Here is an 18,814-nt window from a genome sequence, read left to right as displayed (position 1 = left end):
AAACTCGAAGTTAGCAAATAATCGATATCAAATACAGAACTAATAACTTGAATAATTGCATATTATTATTTGAATTTGTTATAGCTGGTTAAAGACTATGTAATTTATTTATTTCCAAATAACTCAGCTAGGGCAAAGCACAGTTTAGTTAAAGTTATCGGTGTACTACACACCGATAACTCCCAGATATTTACTCATAGACTGGCTTCGTCTATCTGCAGATTTAAAAGCGCAATAAATATGATAATTGTATCCCCTTGCACCCGGAATAATTAAGGTATCAGAACCCCCTATCCTAAGTTGCCCGTTAATTTTATAATATGCAACATGATGTTCCAGGTCATAGGCTAGCAGCATTACCTGATCATCATGCCGCGCAGACTCTGACATCATAGTATGCCATGAAAATTTTAGTAATCTTGGTTCGGCTAATTCTACTTCAAGGGATGCCGGTAAGGGTAAGCTCCCCCAGCTCACATTAACTTTTGCCGGGTTTATCACAACATTCTGCCCCTCGGCTTCAAAGCCGAATTCCAGTAGGTTTGATTTAGCCGCATTAAAACCATGCGATCTCGGTCTATAGCCTTTAAACCCATCACGGACCACTGATGTTATCGGCTTTAACCAGTTGTGGGCAACCGCAAACCTGTTTCTATTCGATGATTCTCCCAGCCCTGGTGGCCGGGTTCTTTTTTTATACTTGCTTTTAATGTAGGGCACTCCAAATAGAGAAGAGCCTACCGTGTCTCCTACAGTTCCATTATAGGGACCGTTTATTCCTTTAATCAGATTCCCCATTATGCAGTTGCCTTATATTCGCTAAACTTTTCTTTACGGCTCGAAATGGCATCAGCAAGATCAAGCAATGCAAATAGGAAATCTGCCAGGCAACCTTCCCAGCTAAACACGCAAAACATTTTATTGTCATCATTCAAGCAGGTTGAAAAAACCCTGATGCCAAATCCACAGCCATTTTTCTGCAATTCAATTTGCCAGGCTTGCCCGGTTCTGGTTTTAAAGTCCACCAGCCATAACTCATCTTTCCTGCTGCGCAACGCATTGGTTTTTACCCAAAGATCAAGCATCAGTTGCTCTGGCATGAGTATGCTTTTCACGGTCAATTTTTCCCGTTCTTTAATGAATTGAAAGCAGAAGCCACTGCGTTTGTTTTCGTAACAAGCTAAAGCAAATACCGGGGCTTGTTTTAATTTAAATAGTTTTTTAAGGTTCATTTTGATAAGGTTAATGTTTAAATAAAAGACAATTTTAAAATTAGATCTCTCCCTGCGGTTCGAGATGACGATGCAAGGAGAGATCTATCCTTCGTGTAATAAAATGGATGTCTCAATCGTGCCTCAGTTCGAGATGACGAAGCGCATGTTCGAGATGACGATTACGGCTATTTGCTTAGGCGTTGCTTCACTGCTGTTGGTACAGCTACCCGTCGCGGATCACTGTCGTATGCAGCTAACAAATCCTCTGCAGCTTTTCTAAATTCAAGATAGCCACCTTTCCAATCAAACACCTGGGTAAATATGTTTGGGTCGCCTTCAATTTCTGGCGCGGTTACCTGAGATAACTTAACCGTAAAAGTTTTCCTGGCAAGACATTCCAATTTAAGAAACCAGTAATTGCCTCCCCAGGACTGGAAATAGTAATCCATTACCGCCCCTTCGTCTCCGTTTAGCACATACAATATCCCATAAAGATAGTCCCGCACCTTTTCCGGATTTTTAATCCCGTTAATTCTTAAAAATTCAGTTCCTTTAAAACTCATATAAGTTTTGCCTTTCGGATTTAACAACAAACGTAATTTTAAGCTCGATTTTAAAAGTTTTGTTTTTTTCATCATGTTTAAGGTTTTAAGATTTTATAAATAATTACACCCGCAATAGCCAGTAAAACCAGCCCTATAATCAGCCAAAACGCAGGCGTTTCCGTTTTCACTGTTTTAGTATCTTTCTTTTTCAGCAATTCTTTCCTGGATTTATTCAAATCAAGTTGATCTCTTTTCTTGCTCAAACTGTCTTTAGTTTTAATTCCCCGGGCAGATTTTTCTTCCCTGGAGTTAATGATCACCCGTTCCGCTTCGCCCTCAAAACCATGCGCCACAGTAAACTTAAAAACCCCTTTTGGCCATATCTGTACGGAAGCACTGGTACTGGAGGTGTCCATTTTCCATTCAAAGAAATGCTGATCTGTAAGCAACTCATGATTCAAACTAAGCATCTCCTTAACATCTAACTTAGACTGCGCTTCATTTTCAAACTTTTCTGTTTTAACCTGCTTAAATAAGCGGCAGGATTGTAAAGCCAGAATAAAATAAACAAGTACCAGAAATAGCAGAACTACATTTTTTTTGCTCAACCTCTCCATTCTGCAAAATATTTGATACGGTTTAAATGCCTGACTTTTCGATATACACCATCGCCTTCGCTACTGCCCTTTATATCCGTATTGCCCTCTATGGTGTACAATCTACTTCCATGTACCCGTTCAATGATGCCGCAATGGGCTATTCTTTTTTTTGAGGCAACGTAAATCCCAAATACACACCCTCTTTTGGGCTTAATAACCAATCTGGAGGGAGGGAATAGTGCCGGCGACCAACCTGTACGGGGTTGCACATAACCCGCTTGTTTAAATACCCAGCTTACAAAACAAGCGCACCAGGGGTCTCCTTTGCTGCAGGCCGCTGCCCGCTGGTATTCGCCAACCCTAAGCCCGTCATTATGGCCTGTAGCTTCCCTCACGCCAATTTCGGCGATTGCAACCTCTAGCAGATTGCGATGAGGCACCCAACTGCTGAAAGCAAAAGCACAGCAAATGAGGCAAAATAAAATCCAAGCTTTTGCCATAATTCCATATCATTAAAGTGAATAATTAAACCCGTTAAAGGCATTAGCCCTAACTCTTTCCAAAACCTTTGTAAAAACCACCAGCACAGCGGCACTACGGTAAAAAAGGCAAGCATGCTTTGCAGCATGTACAACCAGGTATCTCCTTCTCCTACCAATGCTTGCGGGTTATTGACAAGCATACTGTTTCTAGTTACCAGCCAGGTCAAAAAAACCATAAAAGGCATCATCCAAAAGGTAATCCAGCGCCCAGCTACTACAACCATTTTTTTTAAACCCCAGGCTATGCGGGGCGGACTTTTCAAACTTAAAATCTTCATTTTCTTTATGTTTTTAAATTAATAATCTTTGGTAAAAGCCGGCTGGAATGGCATACCAGCCGGCTGTTTTTTAGGCTAATATGGTAACCAGGCCACCGTATTGGCTGTCGCTTACTTTTTTACCATCTGTAGTTTCAAACATGATGTAAGCATGCACCGTATTTCCCACAAAGCTTGAGGGCACAATCATTTCACATTCCTGTTCAGACCTAATTCCGCCATCATAAAGGCGTACAAAGGCCTTTTTCTCCACGCTGTACAGCAACAGGATAAACTTGTCGGTTGCTTTAGAGGTATCCTCACCAGATGAACTGTCTACCCAAACAAACCTTACTTTTTTACCCGCTACGGCTGTTACCGCCAATTCCGGACCAGCCGGCAATAGCGGTCCACTACCAAACTTAAGTGCAGCATAGTTAACCGAATAGTCTGGCGCAACACCAGTTACCGCTTCCTTTAAATTAACCGACACCGCCCTGTTCATTGGGGTCTGCCCAACTACATGCTGGTAACCTTTCCTTATCAAGTCTGCAATAGGCCTTAAAAAAGTGATCATCAATGTAAACCTGGATTGTACACCCAGTTCATTCTGATTAAACGGACTTGTTCGTTTTTTAGAAAGACTCCTCATGTAGTCTATTCCACGCCAGCTGGCGCCTATTACTGTACCAATTTTTCCTGAGAATGAGCCCAGGATCCCTTTCATGTAAGTTCCCATGTTTTTAAAAATTAAATTGTTAATACTATATGATTTCATTAAGCCGTATGCCATTGTATCTTTGGCTTAATGTTGAAACAAAAGTATAGACCATATTTATAACAACCTAATAATCAACATAATGTGACAACTTTTGATTACATCTGACAATTTTTGAAAACAATTGACTAGGAATGGCCGCCTGTTATTCTTGCCCAAACTTGTTTAGCAGTTGAAGAACAAGTTCCATATCCAGCCTTAACACCTCGCAAAATTCTGCTGGTGTAATGTAGTCTCCATGCTTTTTGTCAAACCTCTTCTTCACCAATCTTACTTTTCTATGGGCTGTTGTCATGCTTACCTTCATAATCTTTGCTATTTGCCAGGCTTTAATCGTTAAATTTCCTATATCGCTATACCTCCTTTCCAGATCCGCTTAACAACTAATGCACTCAACCAAAAATTTACCTTTAAAAAGCTGGCATGCCTGGTAATTGCCAGAAATCCTTGGGTAATGTTTGGTTGTGGGGTCATATAGGTTGTTTTTGAGCTGCCAACAAATTAAAATCACAAAAAAACAGTAACCAAATTTGCTGCACCAAATGCAGCAAACTACACGTATATGTTCCAAATGCATCTCGTTTTTGCACCTAATGCACGTAATAGTACGATAAAAAAAACCCCCCGTACTTTACGGAGGGCTTAAAATTAATTTACAGTTTAAATTCTCGTATGCTTTCTTCACAATATACTACAGCCCTGCCCACGCGTTTGTGCACAAACTGTTGTCTGTTATTGTACAAGCTCCGTCTGGAAATCTTTAGCAGATCTGCGGCCTCTGCTGCCGTTATCCATTTCTTTACAACAATAACCTGGACTGGCGGGTTTAGTGGTTTATATTTTAAGCCCTGGCCAAAAAGCCAGCGAATAATATTCGGGATATTAAAATTCATAAATTAAATTAACACATTTAGATCAAGGCGGTTTATCGAATTAGAGTGGTTTCGTAAGCAAAACTGCTAAACAACCGGTTCTTCAATAAACAAGCTAGCCGGATAGCGCAGTATAGCGCCGGGCAAAACACCGTACCTTAATTCAAAATCGAAACTAAAAGATCTCAGTTTAGCATACCCAACCTTCTTGGCAATTGATTCGAGAGCATCATCAGATTCAATAATTAATCTCATAGCCCTATTCAATCTGTAAGTCGCAACATACTCGTCCAGGGGCACATGCAATGCAAATTGCGCTAACAGTTTCAAATTCTTTCGAGATACATTTAGCCTATCAGCCATGGCAAATTCGTCCGTAATTGATGGCTGAGGGTATTCTTCATGAATAATCTTCTTTAACGCTTCCGCTTTATCCTGGTTATGGCTACATTTAATGTACCTGTGTTCTTCCAGTAACCTATTATATGCAGTTAAAATCTCCCACAAAAAGGTCGTAACTATAATAGTTTTTTTTCTGGCACCCTTAACGTAGTGTCTTTGCAAGCGCTTCACACATTGTTTAATCCCTTTATTTACCGGGCATTGGGGCAGAATAAGTACAGGCATGCGTGGTCTCAATAAATTATTTACAATGCCACTTAGCTGCGGCCAAATTTCAGATTGCGCTATCAGCCATGAGGCATTTAAAGATACCACAATAAAAGCATTTAGGCCTGCCGCAACTGTTAAAGCATAATTACCTTGCTTACTCTGACTAAGGCAGCAGCAAGTACCTTTAACCTTAAAGGTAAAATCGTTTGTAGCTGTAGTCAGTTTCAAATTGCCTTCCAGCATAATCAACATACATGCGCCAGCGTTTCTCATTTCAATACTGGCTTCTATATCCTGATAAGCCGTTATTTCAAAAAGCTGGATATTAGTCAATTCATCGCTATGCGTCTGGGTTACAATTACAGCGTCTTCTATGTCAGTAAGATTTACATTACTAAATTTGGTAGGATGGCGACAATAAGAGATCTTTTCTCCTTCATGGAGTTGTGACGATACACTATCTGAGAACATTAAATTAATATGCGGTTTCATATTATTAGTCTAGGTTTATTAAATAACGAATTTTAGAAAATGGCAGGCAGTATACCTACCTTTGAGTCGAACTAATGTTGGCCCTTCGGGATCATAAAGTTGAAGGGCTGCGTCACGAGCGTAGTCCTTTTTTATATCCCGATGGCCTAACCGTAAAAAGAGCATGTTTCCGGTCATGAACAAAATCAACTACTACCACTCTTCTTACCAGGAATAATTGCAGCAATAACTCAACAGCTGGCAAAGTCAAATTGACCAAAACGTGGACCCATAAATTTGCATCAGCTAAATCATTCATTCATCAATTATTAATAATAAGTCACACAACTAAGGCACTGCCAGATAGCCTTAATTGCAATCCTAAAATCAATATATTCTATAAATGAGTACCAGACATTTTTGAAATTTATTTTTACCGACAGTTATGTCAATACTGCTAAATCACAATTTCGCTGGGAAGGTAACCATAATGCAACTTAAATGCCCTCGAAAAAGTTTCCGGTGCAGCATAACCCAGTTTATTAGCTACCTCCTTAATTTTCAACCCATTCTTCAAATGCTCCCGGGCCAGTTCCATTCTTATGGAGATGATATAACCATAGGGGCTTACATTAAATTCATTTTTAAATAAGGGCGTAATAGCCCTTTTATTCATATCAAAGAGCATAGAAAGCCCCTCTACAGTAAGCAAGATGTTTTGATAAGAATGACTATCAATGTAATCTTTCACCTTATTGATCAGCTCGATGTCGTTTTTTCTAAAAAACTGCTGCACGTTTCTAATGTTGTCAGTATACAGTTTAATCAGGCTAATCGACATTGCCCATATCTTAGCGTCGCGCTCGTGGCCAACCGCTTCTTTACAATCAACTATGTTGCTGATTAATCTGCGTTTACGCCTACCAATTTTTATGATGTCAAATACCTCAATATCACCCCCATCAAGCAACTGCTCACAATACTTATTTAGATAGGGAACATAGGCACCCAGTGTAGCTATTGAGGGCAATAAAAGAAATACTTTAAAACTACCTGGTTGTATTGTAGTACTGTAAGATTTAGCAGGCAAAATTTCAGCTAACGCTTGCCCTTCCTTTAAAATTATATGATCGAAATCTGAAATGGATATATCTCCTTTAAGTACAACTGGAAATATTAAGGCTGGTTGGTGTAAGTTTAGGGACAGCGTAAACGCTGTACTACATTCCAGATGTATCATCTCCAAATAAAACAGGCCATTAGCAGTGTGAAATTGCCGCGTTAACTGCATTACACCGGGCACACATGTATGTCTTACCTTAGCATAAGCAAGTTTTCGCATCTGTTTATTTGGTAGCACATCAGTGTATGTAGCATCTTTAAGAAAATCAGTTTCAAAAACAAGGGTATACGGAACGTTTTTTTGATCAGTTTGATGGCGGTTACTCATTAATTAAGATAAAGATTTTTTAAAGTTCATTTCTATGCTATTGATTGATGTATATACTACCATTATCCACAACCCAACCTACATCTTACTACCTTGAGTTAATAAAGGTAACGTATAAGAACACAATAAACAACCAATGATCCATGAAATAGAACAAAGTAAGTTATATACACCTACACTACAGGTATTTGTGTCCAAACAAAATTTCAAAATCGTCAACTTTATAGGTATAATAATTACATCTTACAGAAATACAAAAAAACACCCTTCAGCCAGACACAATGTTCAGCGTACAGCCCCTTCATTTCATCAACTTTAAAAGCATCTAGTCAAATAGATTTCAGTAACTAGGAAATTACATAAATATTAATCATAATTCTAATTTTGCAAACATTATTATCTAATGACCTATTTATAATCTTAAAATGTATTATTTCAATCCTTGCTGTTTTCTATTTAAGATGGCATACTTATTCATTCTTTTATAATGCATTCTCCATATTACAATATAAAAGCTCAATCATAAAAGAAGTGAAAATAAAAAATTGAATTAATAAGAAACATAAATCAGCATCTTTAGCTTCAAAAAATTATCAAATCCTTGCTGGATTTTTATCTTCCGGGCAATGCAAGAATTGAATTTACATCTTACAATCTCTGAAAACATAGCACGATAAATTATTTTACTTCGCCAGGCGCTATCCACTTTTTAACAAAAAATAAGTCGGATAATCATTTAAAATACAAATTTGCAGGGTAGATCTATGGATTGTGGGCAAAATTATTTTGATGCAAAAATAAGCTTTAAATAGTTATAAGCTGATATTATCCAGTTAAACTAACAAATTTTATATCATTAGTAAAATTATTTTACCAAATAATTTGACACTCTCAATTCGTGTAATTATATTTGGTTTATCTAAACATTAATCTTTTAAGTTACCATTAAGCTTTGGGTTGATTAAACCTCTCAATATGAAGCCAAATATAAAACTACACTTCAAAGCCAAAAACGTCCAAAATCTGGATTCAAACAGCAGGATAGTTACTGAATTATCATTGCCTTTTGTCGAAAGCACCTTGATTTCTGTCAATGAAGGGACATTAATTCACCAAAAACACAGCTCATTTCTCTGCTTCGTGGATGTTTGGGAATATACCCTGGACAAGCCTCTAATATTAAACTATTCCTTAGCCAAATCTGCGCTAATGATGATAATTTGTGTAGATGCGCAGTTCAAATGTACGGACCGGGGCAACAGAGAAGTTTTGGAAGTGATGGAAACATGTTGTTGCATGGTTCAACAAAAATCGGGAAACTATACTGTAGAATTTCCAGCAGGTAAACACAGAATAATGACTTTAAGATTGCGCCCTGAATGGATATCCGGAAAAACCATTGAATTTCCAAAACTTGAACCTTTGTTTCAAAAGTTTAATGGGTCTGACGATTTACTGAGCGCTTTGCCACAGTGCCCCTTAACACGCAATACCAAACGCGCGTTGAATCAACTGAGTGCTATAAAGACCAGTACTGAAGGTAAGTTAGAGATCGCGTTCAATTTATTTATCGTAACGCTAATTGGTAATTATCACGATACGCTAAAAAAAAACAAGTATGTTACCAGCTTCATTCACAAAGAAAAAATAGCCATCTTAAAAAATCTAATGCATGAGAATTTCGCTACTGAATTAGTTGATGATCCATCCTTTTTTACTGATAAATTGCAAGTTTCCTATAAACTACTGGCCACACTGGCATTGAAAGCGCTAAACATGCCTATACATAAGTACGTTATCTACTACAGAATGCACAAGGCCCTTAAAGAACTGATGCTCACAGATAAAAAGATCAGTGTTATTGCAAGAGAGGTGGGTTATAGTGATCCACATTATTTTAGCAGGGCCTACTATAAATACTTTAAAGTGAGGCCTTCTGAAACTCAAGAACTTGGCATAAGTGGCAAAAAAAAGATCTCCAGGGTAAGAAAACAAAACCCATAAAGCCTTTTAGCTAAACAACATTTGTTTTAGCAGAATTAATCTAACTTTCTAAATCCGCACTTTTAAAACAAACAGTAACGCCGTTGTGCACGTACATCAATAATATAATTCGGGTATTACACCTATTAGTTTAGTGGCACTTTTTATTCCAAAATAGAAAAAGCTGACTTAATATTTGCCAGAAATTGTATTGTTTTTCGTCTTCTATGTTCGGAAATTAGCTTTCATAAAATATTGATAACCAACTTAAATCGATATTCAAACTAAATATAACCGCTATGAACATTATTTACAATGAAACACGTAAACAGGAATTGATCCTAAAGCATCTGCTTCCAGTTCTAGGCTACACCATTGACGTTAAAGGTGAAGAAATGCAGGACTTGCTTTGCAACTGCAAATTAATTGAAGCAAGCGCTTACGAAATTCTTGAAGTTCCAGGAAACAGAAGTGAAGGTGTATTATGGTTCCCAATACATGCCATGAGCCACTTTTACTATTATAATCAAGAACACAACATACATACCGGTATAAGGATATGGAATAGAAAAGATGTTATTTTAGATCCGGACAGTCTATTCGAGGATAATAAAAGAAAATACACCCTTCAAATTCTTGAAAATAGCGAAGTTTTATCTATTAGCTACACCAACCTAGACTATCTAATGCAAAAATATAAAGATATGGAGAGGGCAATCATAAATATCTCAGTCAACTGCACCCTGTATGCCCAAAACAAACTTTACCTACTATACCGCCCCGAGCTTGAAAGGATAGATCAATTTAGGCGGGAGAACTATCTGTTTACCATTTGTGCAAGTTTGGAAATCCAAGCAATGCATTTGAACATCAAAAGTAAAGCATACCTGGATTATGCTAACAAACTTAACGATGTTAATTGATCGATTAAAGTAACTAATAGCCCTCCCACATGAATATTATTTATGATATCACCTACAAAACGGAATTAATTATTAAGCATTTGATTCCGGCGTTAGGATGCTTAAGTGAAATTGAAGGCATCAAACTCCAGGATATTATTACCAGATGTAGATTACATCACGTGCGTAAATATGACACCCTTGAAAGTCCGGGTTCCAGAAATGAAGGATTCTTATGGTTTCCTATCAACGCGATGAGTCATCACTATTTTTACGATAGAAAGAAAAGCAGTAAAATAGGCACCAGGATTTGGAACAAGCGAGATTTTATTTTTGAAGATGCCAGTCTATTGGATGGTAAAGATCGCCGGGATACATTGGAAATCCTTGAAGAGGATGAAGTTATATCCATTAGCTACGATGACTTAGATCATCTAATGCGAAAATACATAGACATTAATACAGCCGTAGAAAAGTTGTCAGCCAGAAATAATGCATACTTCAGACGTAAAAGCTTTTTAATGAACCTTTCATCTTTTGAACGTGTAAGGCAGTTTAGGGAAGAGAACAATCTGTTCACTTTTTGTGCAACCCAAGACATCCAGGCTATGCACGTTAACCTCACCAGAAGAATGTATTTTAACCTCTTAAACAAACTAAAAGGGACGGCACCAGAATATCAATAGGTATCTACAACATCTAACAGTTTGAGAATTATTTCCCAAATAAAATGGGAAATATTTCCTAACACTACCATTCATTTCCTTCTGATATTTGATTCAACAAAACACGAGAAATATTTGAATACCAAAATATAAAACAGATGGAAACTATATTACAAAAACCATTATTTAGATTGTCTGAAAAAACTAAAGATCTGATAGTCGATATAATAATTTATATTTTTCTTGCTTTATTTATATATACTGCTGCCAGTAAATTTCAAACTCAAGATGGGTTTGAAAAAATATTAAGGCGATCTCCTTTAACTGGGTCTTATAGTTCATTCATATCATGGTCAGTCCCTATTAGCGAAACCATAATTTCTTTCTTGCTTTTAATCCCTTCGACAAAAAGGATAGGTCTATATGCCTCACTGGCTATAATGGTAATTTTCACCTGCTTTCTTATTTATGGCATTTTAGTGGGAAGTCGACTTCCTTGCCATTGCGGTGGAGTGATAAGTTCCTTATCATGGAAACAGCACATATGGTTTAATCTTCTATTTATCGCCGCAGCCATTACAGGAATAAAACTTAAATATAATAAAGACTTTACGCGCGTGAAACAGGGAAAGCCGTAACCTGTTTAAAGAAATATGGCAATCTTAAACAAAAATAACAAAACTTTTAACAATGAAAAATTTTAAAAAAGTTGCTTTAAGCCTACTAGTTGTAGGTGTAGCATTGGCAGGAAGCGCATTTACCAACGCAAAAACTTTCCTTCCAGGAGACCGTTATGTTCAAACATCTCCAGGTACTTATCAGTTGATCACTGCTTCATATGATCCTGATAGCTTCTGTGACCTTACCACAAATCCTTGTTCTTTTGTACAACAACCCTCTGATCCAACCAATTATGGTTCGACAATTAATCTTTCAACAATCACTTCTGCTCCAGCAGGAAGCTTTGTTGCAAGCGACCAAGGTGAGTATACTGGACCACTTGTTCCTTAATATCTTTAAGGGGCTGCCGGAGGCAGCCCCTTAAATGGCTAATAGAAGTTACATTAGTTAGGATTTAGTCAGTTTTATTAGAGTCAATCGATATATGTGACTTTTAATTTGTGGTTTTTGTCAATTGAAAAAGTTATTATGAAAATGATCTTTGTAGGTTTAATTGTTGCATGCGTAACAATTAGTGTAAGCGCATTTGTTAACAAAAAAAAACACTTCCACCCAGGCGATCGCTATGTTCAAACGTCACTCGGAGTTTATGAGCTTATCTCCGTTACATATGATCCAGATCAGTTCTGTGATTTAAGTCCAAATCCTTGTTCTTTTTTGCAACAATATTCTGATGTTACAAATTATGGTCCTATAATAAATCTTTCTACAATATTAGCAGCCCCTCCTACTAGCTTTAAACCCACTGGGATGGGAGAATACTATGGCCCGTTAACTACTCCTTAAATTGGAAAAGTTAATATTCTAAGGCTGCCTATCTTCAAGTGCTTTATTAACGATATTTATCATTTGCACAATATTTCCTCTAGGAGGAGTAGGTTCGTACAATTTTCCATTATTTAAAATAAACAAAGTAGGAAAAGATGTAATATTATAAGCATTGATTAATGGGTGCCTAGAATTTCTATCCGCCAATTGACCTCCTCCAGCATAAAGGTTAATCGAATTAGAGTCGGTATAATTATTTGTTTTTATACTTTCAAGCCAGCTTTCTTTGGATTTATCAATATTAATTGATACAAATTTCACATTAGGATTATCTTTGAATGTGTCAACTAGAGGTACTAAGTGTTTTTTAAGTTTAATACAATTTATACATCCAGTAAACCAAAAATCCATAATGACCACTTTATTACGGAAGTCAACAAGTTTTAATGTTTTTCCATTATTATCTTCAATTTCAAATGGGAAAAATGGAGTGTCCTTCGAATTTGTTTTTTGAATGTTATGTAAAATCTCTTGATAGTCAGGATTGTGTATTTGAGCAATAGCTTCTTTAAAATAAGAAGGAGGTATGGATTTTTTATTTTTATTGTAGTTGAGAAAAAAAAGAGTAAGTAATTTTTCTCGCATAGGACCAGAATAGTCTTCTAAGATAGAATTAAACTGAAACCGCATGCGATCATATGACAAATCAACTTTTCCATCTTTAAATGCCCAAAACATACTGCGGACAACTTCCTTTTCAAAGAGAAAATCTGAAAAAATAGGCGAGCTTACTAAAACATTCGGACTAATATCATTCAATTTATTTAGATTTATTTTATACTCTGAACTATTTGTGAGTGCCTTAACTCTTTCGAAGTCATTATACGAACCTCGTTCCCCTTTTAGATCAGAATAATATAATTGCCCATAACTATTAGCAATCATTAATTCGGTTGTTTCTTTTCCTATACTCCTAGCATATTTTTCTATCGTTTCTAATTTCAGTTTTAATAAAGAATCCTTTTTGGTACCTCTATAATCAAATAGCTCATTAAATTGACGATTTTTTCTAAATTGAATATCTTCAGCAGTCGCCAAATATCTGTAATGGTAAATATCACTTTGACAGTTGAATTTGTCAGACCCTTTGCCCGAAAATTCAAAATTCGCACAAGATAATTTGCAAGTTATTTGATCATCCTTATCCATAACATACATATTGTCACTAGATGACCACATTTGGAATGAATTTGGTACAAATCCAATATGAATATAAAACCTTTTAGCTGGAGCTATAAATGATAACTTAAAGGGTTTATTAGGTTTAGTTATAACACTGTAGTATTCAGTAGGGGCAATATTTATTTTTGAAGGAAATGATGTAACCCAAAGCATAACAGTAATATTCGTATCGGGGACCGAATTAAACATAGGGTCCGTAACTTTCCCCTCAATAACAATATTATTTGGCTCATTAAATTCATTTTGCTTCTGCGCTCTAACAGAACATATCGCAAACAAGTAAAATATTATAGTAAGATTTTTCATATTATTTATCTTTCGTTTTGACTGATGCCGCTGAGGCTAATTTCATCATCTGGAATTGGGAAAATATATCTATTACTATTGGGTAGTAGTGTATAGAGTTGACCATTTACAGAGCGTGAAATACTGATATTAGCTCCTTCTTTATTAAACCGTTTTAAATCGTCCCATCTAACACCACGCCAGACTAGTTCCCTTCTACGTTCTAATAATACTTTAGCTAAAGCATCTACTGGATCAGCAGCTATTAGATTCTGATATGCTTTGGCTGGCGAGGTAGCATTTGGACTCCAACGCTTAATTCGCAATTGATCCAATTTGTCCATTGCGGTAGTAATTTCCCCACGCCGGGCTAAACATTCGGCTTTAATTAATAAGACCTCATCTGTAGCCAATCCGGTAAAGGGATTCAAACCTGGTCCAAAATACCCCTGTTTCAAATCGTAGGAGCCATCTGTTTGTTGAACGAAATAAATAGTTTTTCTAAGATCGTTTGGCTCATATAATCCAAGAACTTCTGAAGTTATTTGTATATAAGTATTTGCACCACTACTAGTTCCCCGTGTAATATATGATTGATTGGTTACTGCACTTTTTGCATAAATTTGTTCGTCGTGTGCTCTTGGAAATGGAGCCGCAGCAGTTTTGCTTAGCAAATTGTAATCGATCAGCTTGCTGTACGAGCTAAGACAAGCGTCCGCATGAATTTCTGCCTTTTCATAATTTCTCATACTAAGATATATTTTAGATAAAAGGGCATTGGCAGCAATTTTAGAAGGCCTACTTCTAGCTATAGGAAGTGATAAATCAAGTAGATTTACAGCTTCGTTCAGATCTTCTAAAATTTGATTGTATACCATAGTAACAGATGCTCGTGGAAGCAATTCGTCAATTGAGGGTTTTAATCTCAAAGGAACCGCTAAGTCTCTAGATGAGTTTGAAGAATCATAAACAGGAGCGAAATTACTGACAAGTTCATAATAGGCATAGGCTCTGACAAATAAAGCCCATCCCTTGATGTTATTCCATTGTAATGTATTAACGGTTGAAATTTCAATTCTCGATAAACCCTCTATAACATTATTAGCATAGAATATAGAAGTATATGGAATATTCCAAGAATCGACAATTTCCCCTTCATAAAGATCTTTTGTCCATATATAAGAATTTCTTGCTGTGGCCGTAGGAGCAGAAGACCAAAGAGCATCACTACTATATTGAAATTCATCACAAGAAAGAATTGCTAATCCTCCTGATCTATTTATTGCTGTGGTATTATCGAGAAGCTTCTGAAATTCGTCCAAGGTTATAGGCTGTGTGATATCTGTATTCGGTTTTGCATCCAAAAAGCTTTTCGTACAGCTAATATTTGTTAGAACAAAGACAATAGCCCCTAAAAATGTAATTTTACCTTTCATCTCAATTAATTTAAAAGTTAGTTTTTAGACCAAATGCAAAAGTGGTCGGATTAGGGTATCCGGATCTAACATCTGGATCTAATCCTTCTTTATTAGCTTTCCAAATCAAACCGAGGTTATTCACATATGCATAAATATTTAGGTTAGATACCAGAAGCTTATTCATTATTTTTTTTGGTATTGAATAATTTATTTGTACATCTTGTAAACGAATATAATCACCCTTCTCAGTAAGCACAGCTGAATTACTGTAAAAACTACTACGTAGAAAGTTATTAGGGTAAACTAAGGACGGGACAGATGTAGTTAATTCATCACCTGGATTCTGCCAGCGTTTCTCATAATCTGGTTGTAAAAAATTGATAAAATTGGAATTGTAAAGCGCTGAGTTATCAAGTGATTGCCTCCTGAAGTAAAACCCAGTTTTATAAGTAATATTAAAAGAAAATTCCAAACCACTGAAGGAAAAAGTATTTCGTAAACTTCCATATATTGTGGGGGTTCTGGATCCAAAAAACTCCAGTTGAGTAGGATCGTTTGAATTACTAATTTTTGTATAATCATTACTTAAACTACCATCAAAATAACCTTGTGGATTCCCAGAAGCATCTAACCCTCCCCATTTATAAGAAAAAAGAGAATTAATTGGATAGCCAACTATCGGTACTAAAGTGATTTGTGTAACAGTATTTGAATTCATACCAACGCCTATTTTATAATTTGTAATTTTATCTTTATTATAATTAAAAATATATGTTGTCGCCCATTTAAATACTCCAAGCAAATTTTTCGAGTTCAACTGGATGTCAAAACCCTGAGCATGGGTATCAGCTGTATTACCCGTAAAAATTGAGATTCCAGTTTGTGGTGCAATAGGACTAGTGCCGATTAAGTCTGTTCCATTTTTAATGTAATATTCCAAGCTACCGGAAATTCTATCTCCTTTAGTAGTAAAATTCAACCCAAAATTTATATTTTTCACTTTTTCCCATCTTAAATTATCATTAGGAGGGTTCACGATCTCATAATATGTAGAATTTGTAAAAGTATTTGTGTTACTAGGTTTAGCCGTCAGGTAGGCGGATAAGGAATTATTCACATTCCCATTATAACCAAAGCTCCCTTTTAGCTGTAAATAGGGTAACCACTCAATATTATAAAACTTTTCTCTATTAATATTCCAGGCCAATGCTGCCGACCATAGTGGAATTCCCTTTTGATTCGCTTTAACACCGAAGATGTTTGATTTGTCTTTTCTATAACTCAAATAGGCAATATACCTTTTATTATACGTATACGATCCATTTCCGTACCAGGACACATACCTGTCTGTAGTACCATTTTGTCTAGGAGGCTGTCCAATTTGAGACAATCCTCCCGTTATGTAGCTTTTATATTGATTTACCGGGTCTATTTGGACGCTTGTTGCAGTTTCAGAATCGTAACCGTATAAATAAAATGAGTTACTTTTAAAATTGTTGCTTCTAATTTCCAATCCACCTATAGCGGAGAATTCATGCATTTCGGAGAAACTTTGAGCAAAATTAAGTTGAGCTCTTCCCACATTTGACTCTGTCGATTGGAAATACGGATTATAAATACCACCAAGAGGAATCGGCCTTGTAACTGCTCCTGTAATGGAATTAATTTGTGTCACTCTGTTAATTGCGTCTCTTGTAGAAAATGACCCAATACTATTTAAATTCTCTATTTTAGAATTGGCACTGTAATATTGATAATTTAGAGAGAGCACCAATGGGGATAATATCTTATATGTCAGTCCAAAATTCAACCGATAATCAGTAAGATCTCGATTAGAGGTTGAATTTTTGTTTTTTAATTCATTGAGTGGACGCAGTTTCCAATCAAGGAGCTTTCCTTTACCAGCAGTATCAGTATAACTGGACCTTAGTCCCCCATTAACTAATACTTCTAAAGCCTCACCGTTGTCGCCAGCTAATTGCTCATAAGGCAGATACCCAAGATTACTCCCGATTTGTATATTATTTGATTTGGACTTTGAAAATGCAATATCTGTTAATAGAGCTAATTTGCCATTTAGTATCCTGTATGAATTACTCCCCTTTAAACTGACCCTTGAATCAGATTGTGTTTTTAAACTAGGAAGATTTTTATCATAGCCTGCTGAAAAATAAAATGTCTGACTGGAACCACCGCCATTCAAATCAATAAAATATCTTTGTTGAGAACCATTGCGGTATAAGTATTTCTTTTGTTGATCTCTATAATCAATATTTCTCAACTTTTCGATTTCAATCTTTCCTATCGTTTCATAAGCAGGATCAACTTTTATTTTTTGTAATATAGCTACTACTGGGGATATTACGCTGTAGCCATTATTAATTGAGGCCGTAAATGCACCTTTATCAAATAAAAATTTTTCAATATCTATAAAGTCATTTGAATTAATTTGTTTTTGATAATAGAGATCTGGCTTTTCTCCAATTGTTAAATCAGACTTTAAAGTAATAGTAGGTACATGATTATAACTTCCCTTCTTCGTGGTAATTATTATTACACCGTTACCTGCTCTTACTCCCCATATCGAAGCGGCAGCAGCGTCTTTTAATACTGTTATGTTTTCAACTATTTCAGGGTTTATCGTATTCAAGTCCCCGTCAAAAGGAAAATTATCTATTACAATTAATGGAGAAGCATTTGAAAAAATAGTACTTCTTCCACGAACGCTTAGACCTAAATTATTACCCGTCTGATTGTCGAAAAGAATACCATTTCCAACCCCCTTCAGCCTAGATAATAGATCGGCAGATACAACGCGATTTAAAGTCTTATTATCTATGACTGTATAGCTGCCAGCAGCTCTCTCTTTTGGAATATTTTGATAGCCAGTACTTATTACCTCCACCTCTTCCAATTTCCCCGAGCCAAAAGCAAGTTTAATTGTCCCAATATTCTCTACAGCTTTAACTTCCTGACTATCAAATCCTAAAAAAGAAATAATCAATATGGCTTTATCATCTACTTTAGCCAAAGAGAAATAACCATCTTCGTTCGTTTTAGCAATTTTGGAACTACCTTTTACTATTACCGTTGCACCTACCAATGGATTTCCATTTTCATCCACTACCCTACCCGTAACGTCAATCAAAGCAAACAGGGAAGTGATCCGGTCAAAAACTGTCTTTTCCTTTTGTTTAATCACTACAGTTTTACCATTGATTTCATAGGTTAATGGTAGCCCGGTTAAAGCTACGTCCAACACGTTTTCTAGTGTTGCTTGCTTAAAATTAGCGTTAATGATGCTCTTTGAACTTACTTTACCAGCATACCAAAATACATTGTAGCCAGTTTGTTTCGTAATCTCCTTAAATAGCTGTTGTAACGAAACGTTTTTATTAACGTAAGTCATCTTCTGCGCATAACTAAATGCACTTACCTGCATGATGGTAGCAATTAATATTACGGTGGTTAGTCGCATAATTAGCAGGATTTTACGGCATAGCCCTTCGGGATACCTTGGTTTAGGGTAA

The 18,814-nt window shown here is 36.3% G+C and carries 21 protein-coding genes; 6 read left to right on the top strand and 15 right to left on the bottom strand.

All coding sequences use genetic code 11. The features are described from left to right. Positions 1-165: 165 nt before the first annotated feature. The 12 genes from LPB86_RS15825 to LPB86_RS15775 form a co-directional block, all read right to left on the bottom strand. Positions 166-798 carry a DUF6266 family protein gene (locus LPB86_RS15825; RefSeq protein ID WP_230645712.1) on the bottom strand — a complete coding sequence of 211 codons (633 nt, stop codon included), beginning with the start codon at positions 796-798 and terminating at the stop codon, positions 166-168. Further along, the gene (locus tag LPB86_RS15820; RefSeq protein ID WP_230645710.1) at positions 798-1,232 is read right to left on the bottom strand and encodes a hypothetical protein; all 435 of its coding nucleotides are present in this window, start codon (positions 1,230-1,232) and stop codon (positions 798-800) included. Before LPB86_RS15820 ends, LPB86_RS15825 begins: the two co-directional genes overlap by 1 nt. Before the next feature lie 167 nt (positions 1,233-1,399). Next, complete coding sequence (locus LPB86_RS15815) at positions 1,400-1,852, bottom strand: hypothetical protein (protein WP_230645708.1); 453 nt, start codon at positions 1,850-1,852, stop codon at positions 1,400-1,402. 2 nt (positions 1,853-1,854) lie between these two features. Continuing rightward, the gene (locus LPB86_RS15810) at positions 1,855-2,376 is read right to left on the bottom strand and encodes a hypothetical protein (protein WP_230645706.1); all 522 of its coding nucleotides are present in this window, start codon (positions 2,374-2,376) and stop codon (positions 1,855-1,857) included. Further along, positions 2,364-2,858 carry a CHAP domain-containing protein gene (locus tag LPB86_RS15805; protein ID WP_230645704.1) on the bottom strand — a complete coding sequence of 165 codons (495 nt, stop codon included), beginning with the start codon at positions 2,856-2,858 and terminating at the stop codon, positions 2,364-2,366. Before LPB86_RS15805 ends, LPB86_RS15810 begins: the two co-directional genes overlap by 13 nt. Beyond that, positions 2,777-3,178 (bottom strand): hypothetical protein, encoded by a 402-nt coding sequence (locus LPB86_RS15800; protein ID WP_230645702.1) that lies wholly within the window; start codon positions 3,176-3,178, stop codon positions 2,777-2,779. The genes LPB86_RS15805 and LPB86_RS15800 overlap by 82 nt, the downstream gene beginning before the upstream one ends. A gap of 70 nt (positions 3,179-3,248) precedes the next feature. Next, positions 3,249-3,896, bottom strand: a complete 648-nt coding sequence (locus tag LPB86_RS15795; RefSeq protein ID WP_230645700.1) for a DUF6266 family protein — start codon at positions 3,894-3,896, stop codon at positions 3,249-3,251. Positions 3,897-4,080: 184 nt separating this feature from the next. Next, positions 4,081-4,242 carry a hypothetical protein gene (locus LPB86_RS15790; RefSeq protein WP_230645698.1) on the bottom strand — a complete coding sequence of 54 codons (162 nt, stop codon included), beginning with the start codon at positions 4,240-4,242 and terminating at the stop codon, positions 4,081-4,083. 38 nt (positions 4,243-4,280) lie between these two features. After that, complete coding sequence (locus LPB86_RS20870) at positions 4,281-4,409, bottom strand: hypothetical protein (RefSeq protein ID WP_255695563.1); 129 nt, start codon at positions 4,407-4,409, stop codon at positions 4,281-4,283. Positions 4,410-4,588: 179 nt separating this feature from the next. Then, a complete protein-coding gene (locus LPB86_RS15785; protein ID WP_230645696.1) occupies positions 4,589-4,828 on the bottom strand; it encodes a helix-turn-helix domain-containing protein in 240 nt (79 codons plus the stop codon). A 66-nt stretch (positions 4,829-4,894) separates the two neighbouring features. Then, entirely contained in the window at positions 4,895-5,911 is a 1,017-nt protein-coding gene (locus LPB86_RS15780; RefSeq protein ID WP_230645694.1) for a helix-turn-helix domain-containing protein, read from the bottom strand. A gap of 436 nt (positions 5,912-6,347) precedes the next feature. After that, positions 6,348-7,340 (bottom strand): AraC family transcriptional regulator, encoded by a 993-nt coding sequence (locus LPB86_RS15775; protein ID WP_230645692.1) that lies wholly within the window; start codon positions 7,338-7,340, stop codon positions 6,348-6,350. A gap of 975 nt (positions 7,341-8,315) precedes the next feature. Between LPB86_RS15775 and LPB86_RS15770 the strand changes: the two genes are divergently transcribed. The 6 genes from LPB86_RS15770 to LPB86_RS15745 all read left to right on the top strand — a co-directional run bounded on the left by LPB86_RS15770 (position 8,316) and on the right by LPB86_RS15745 (position 12,357). Continuing rightward, positions 8,316-9,344, top strand: coding sequence for a helix-turn-helix transcriptional regulator (locus LPB86_RS15770; RefSeq protein ID WP_230645690.1), 1,029 nt, complete (start codon positions 8,316-8,318; stop codon positions 9,342-9,344). 278 nt (positions 9,345-9,622) lie between these two features. Beyond that, positions 9,623-10,246 (top strand): hypothetical protein, encoded by a 624-nt coding sequence (locus LPB86_RS15765; RefSeq protein ID WP_230645688.1) that lies wholly within the window; start codon positions 9,623-9,625, stop codon positions 10,244-10,246. Positions 10,247-10,275: 29 nt separating this feature from the next. Further along, on the top strand, positions 10,276-10,911 hold the full coding sequence (locus tag LPB86_RS15760; protein WP_230645686.1) for a hypothetical protein: 636 nt from the start codon (positions 10,276-10,278) through the stop codon (positions 10,909-10,911). A gap of 137 nt (positions 10,912-11,048) precedes the next feature. Then, positions 11,049-11,528 (top strand): MauE/DoxX family redox-associated membrane protein, encoded by a 480-nt coding sequence (locus LPB86_RS15755; protein ID WP_230645684.1) that lies wholly within the window; start codon positions 11,049-11,051, stop codon positions 11,526-11,528. Between the two features lie 52 nt (positions 11,529-11,580). Next, positions 11,581-11,901 (top strand): hypothetical protein, encoded by a 321-nt coding sequence (locus LPB86_RS15750; protein WP_230645682.1) that lies wholly within the window; start codon positions 11,581-11,583, stop codon positions 11,899-11,901. Positions 11,902-12,018: 117 nt separating this feature from the next. Then, positions 12,019-12,357, top strand: a complete 339-nt coding sequence (locus LPB86_RS15745) for a hypothetical protein (RefSeq protein WP_230645680.1) — start codon at positions 12,019-12,021, stop codon at positions 12,355-12,357. Positions 12,358-12,375: 18 nt separating this feature from the next. Here the strand turns inward: LPB86_RS15745 and LPB86_RS15740 are convergent, their stop codons facing one another. From LPB86_RS15740 to LPB86_RS15730, 3 genes are read right to left on the bottom strand one after another with little or no spacing between them, the layout of a single operon-like run. Continuing rightward, positions 12,376-13,887, bottom strand: a complete 1,512-nt coding sequence (locus LPB86_RS15740; protein ID WP_230645678.1) for a TlpA disulfide reductase family protein — start codon at positions 13,885-13,887, stop codon at positions 12,376-12,378. A gap of 5 nt (positions 13,888-13,892) precedes the next feature. Further along, positions 13,893-15,302, bottom strand: a complete 1,410-nt coding sequence (locus LPB86_RS15735) for a RagB/SusD family nutrient uptake outer membrane protein (protein WP_230645676.1) — start codon at positions 15,300-15,302, stop codon at positions 13,893-13,895. A gap of 10 nt (positions 15,303-15,312) precedes the next feature. After that, positions 15,313-18,762 (bottom strand): SusC/RagA family TonB-linked outer membrane protein, encoded by a 3,450-nt coding sequence (locus LPB86_RS15730; protein WP_230645674.1) that lies wholly within the window; start codon positions 18,760-18,762, stop codon positions 15,313-15,315. Positions 18,763-18,814 lie beyond the last annotated feature (52 nt).

Origin of the sequence: Pedobacter sp. MC2016-14, assembly GCF_020991475.1 — a bacterium.
Taxonomy (GTDB): Bacteria; Bacteroidota; Bacteroidia; order Sphingobacteriales; family Sphingobacteriaceae; genus Pedobacter.
This window is presented reverse-complemented; position numbering and strand designations above follow the sequence as displayed.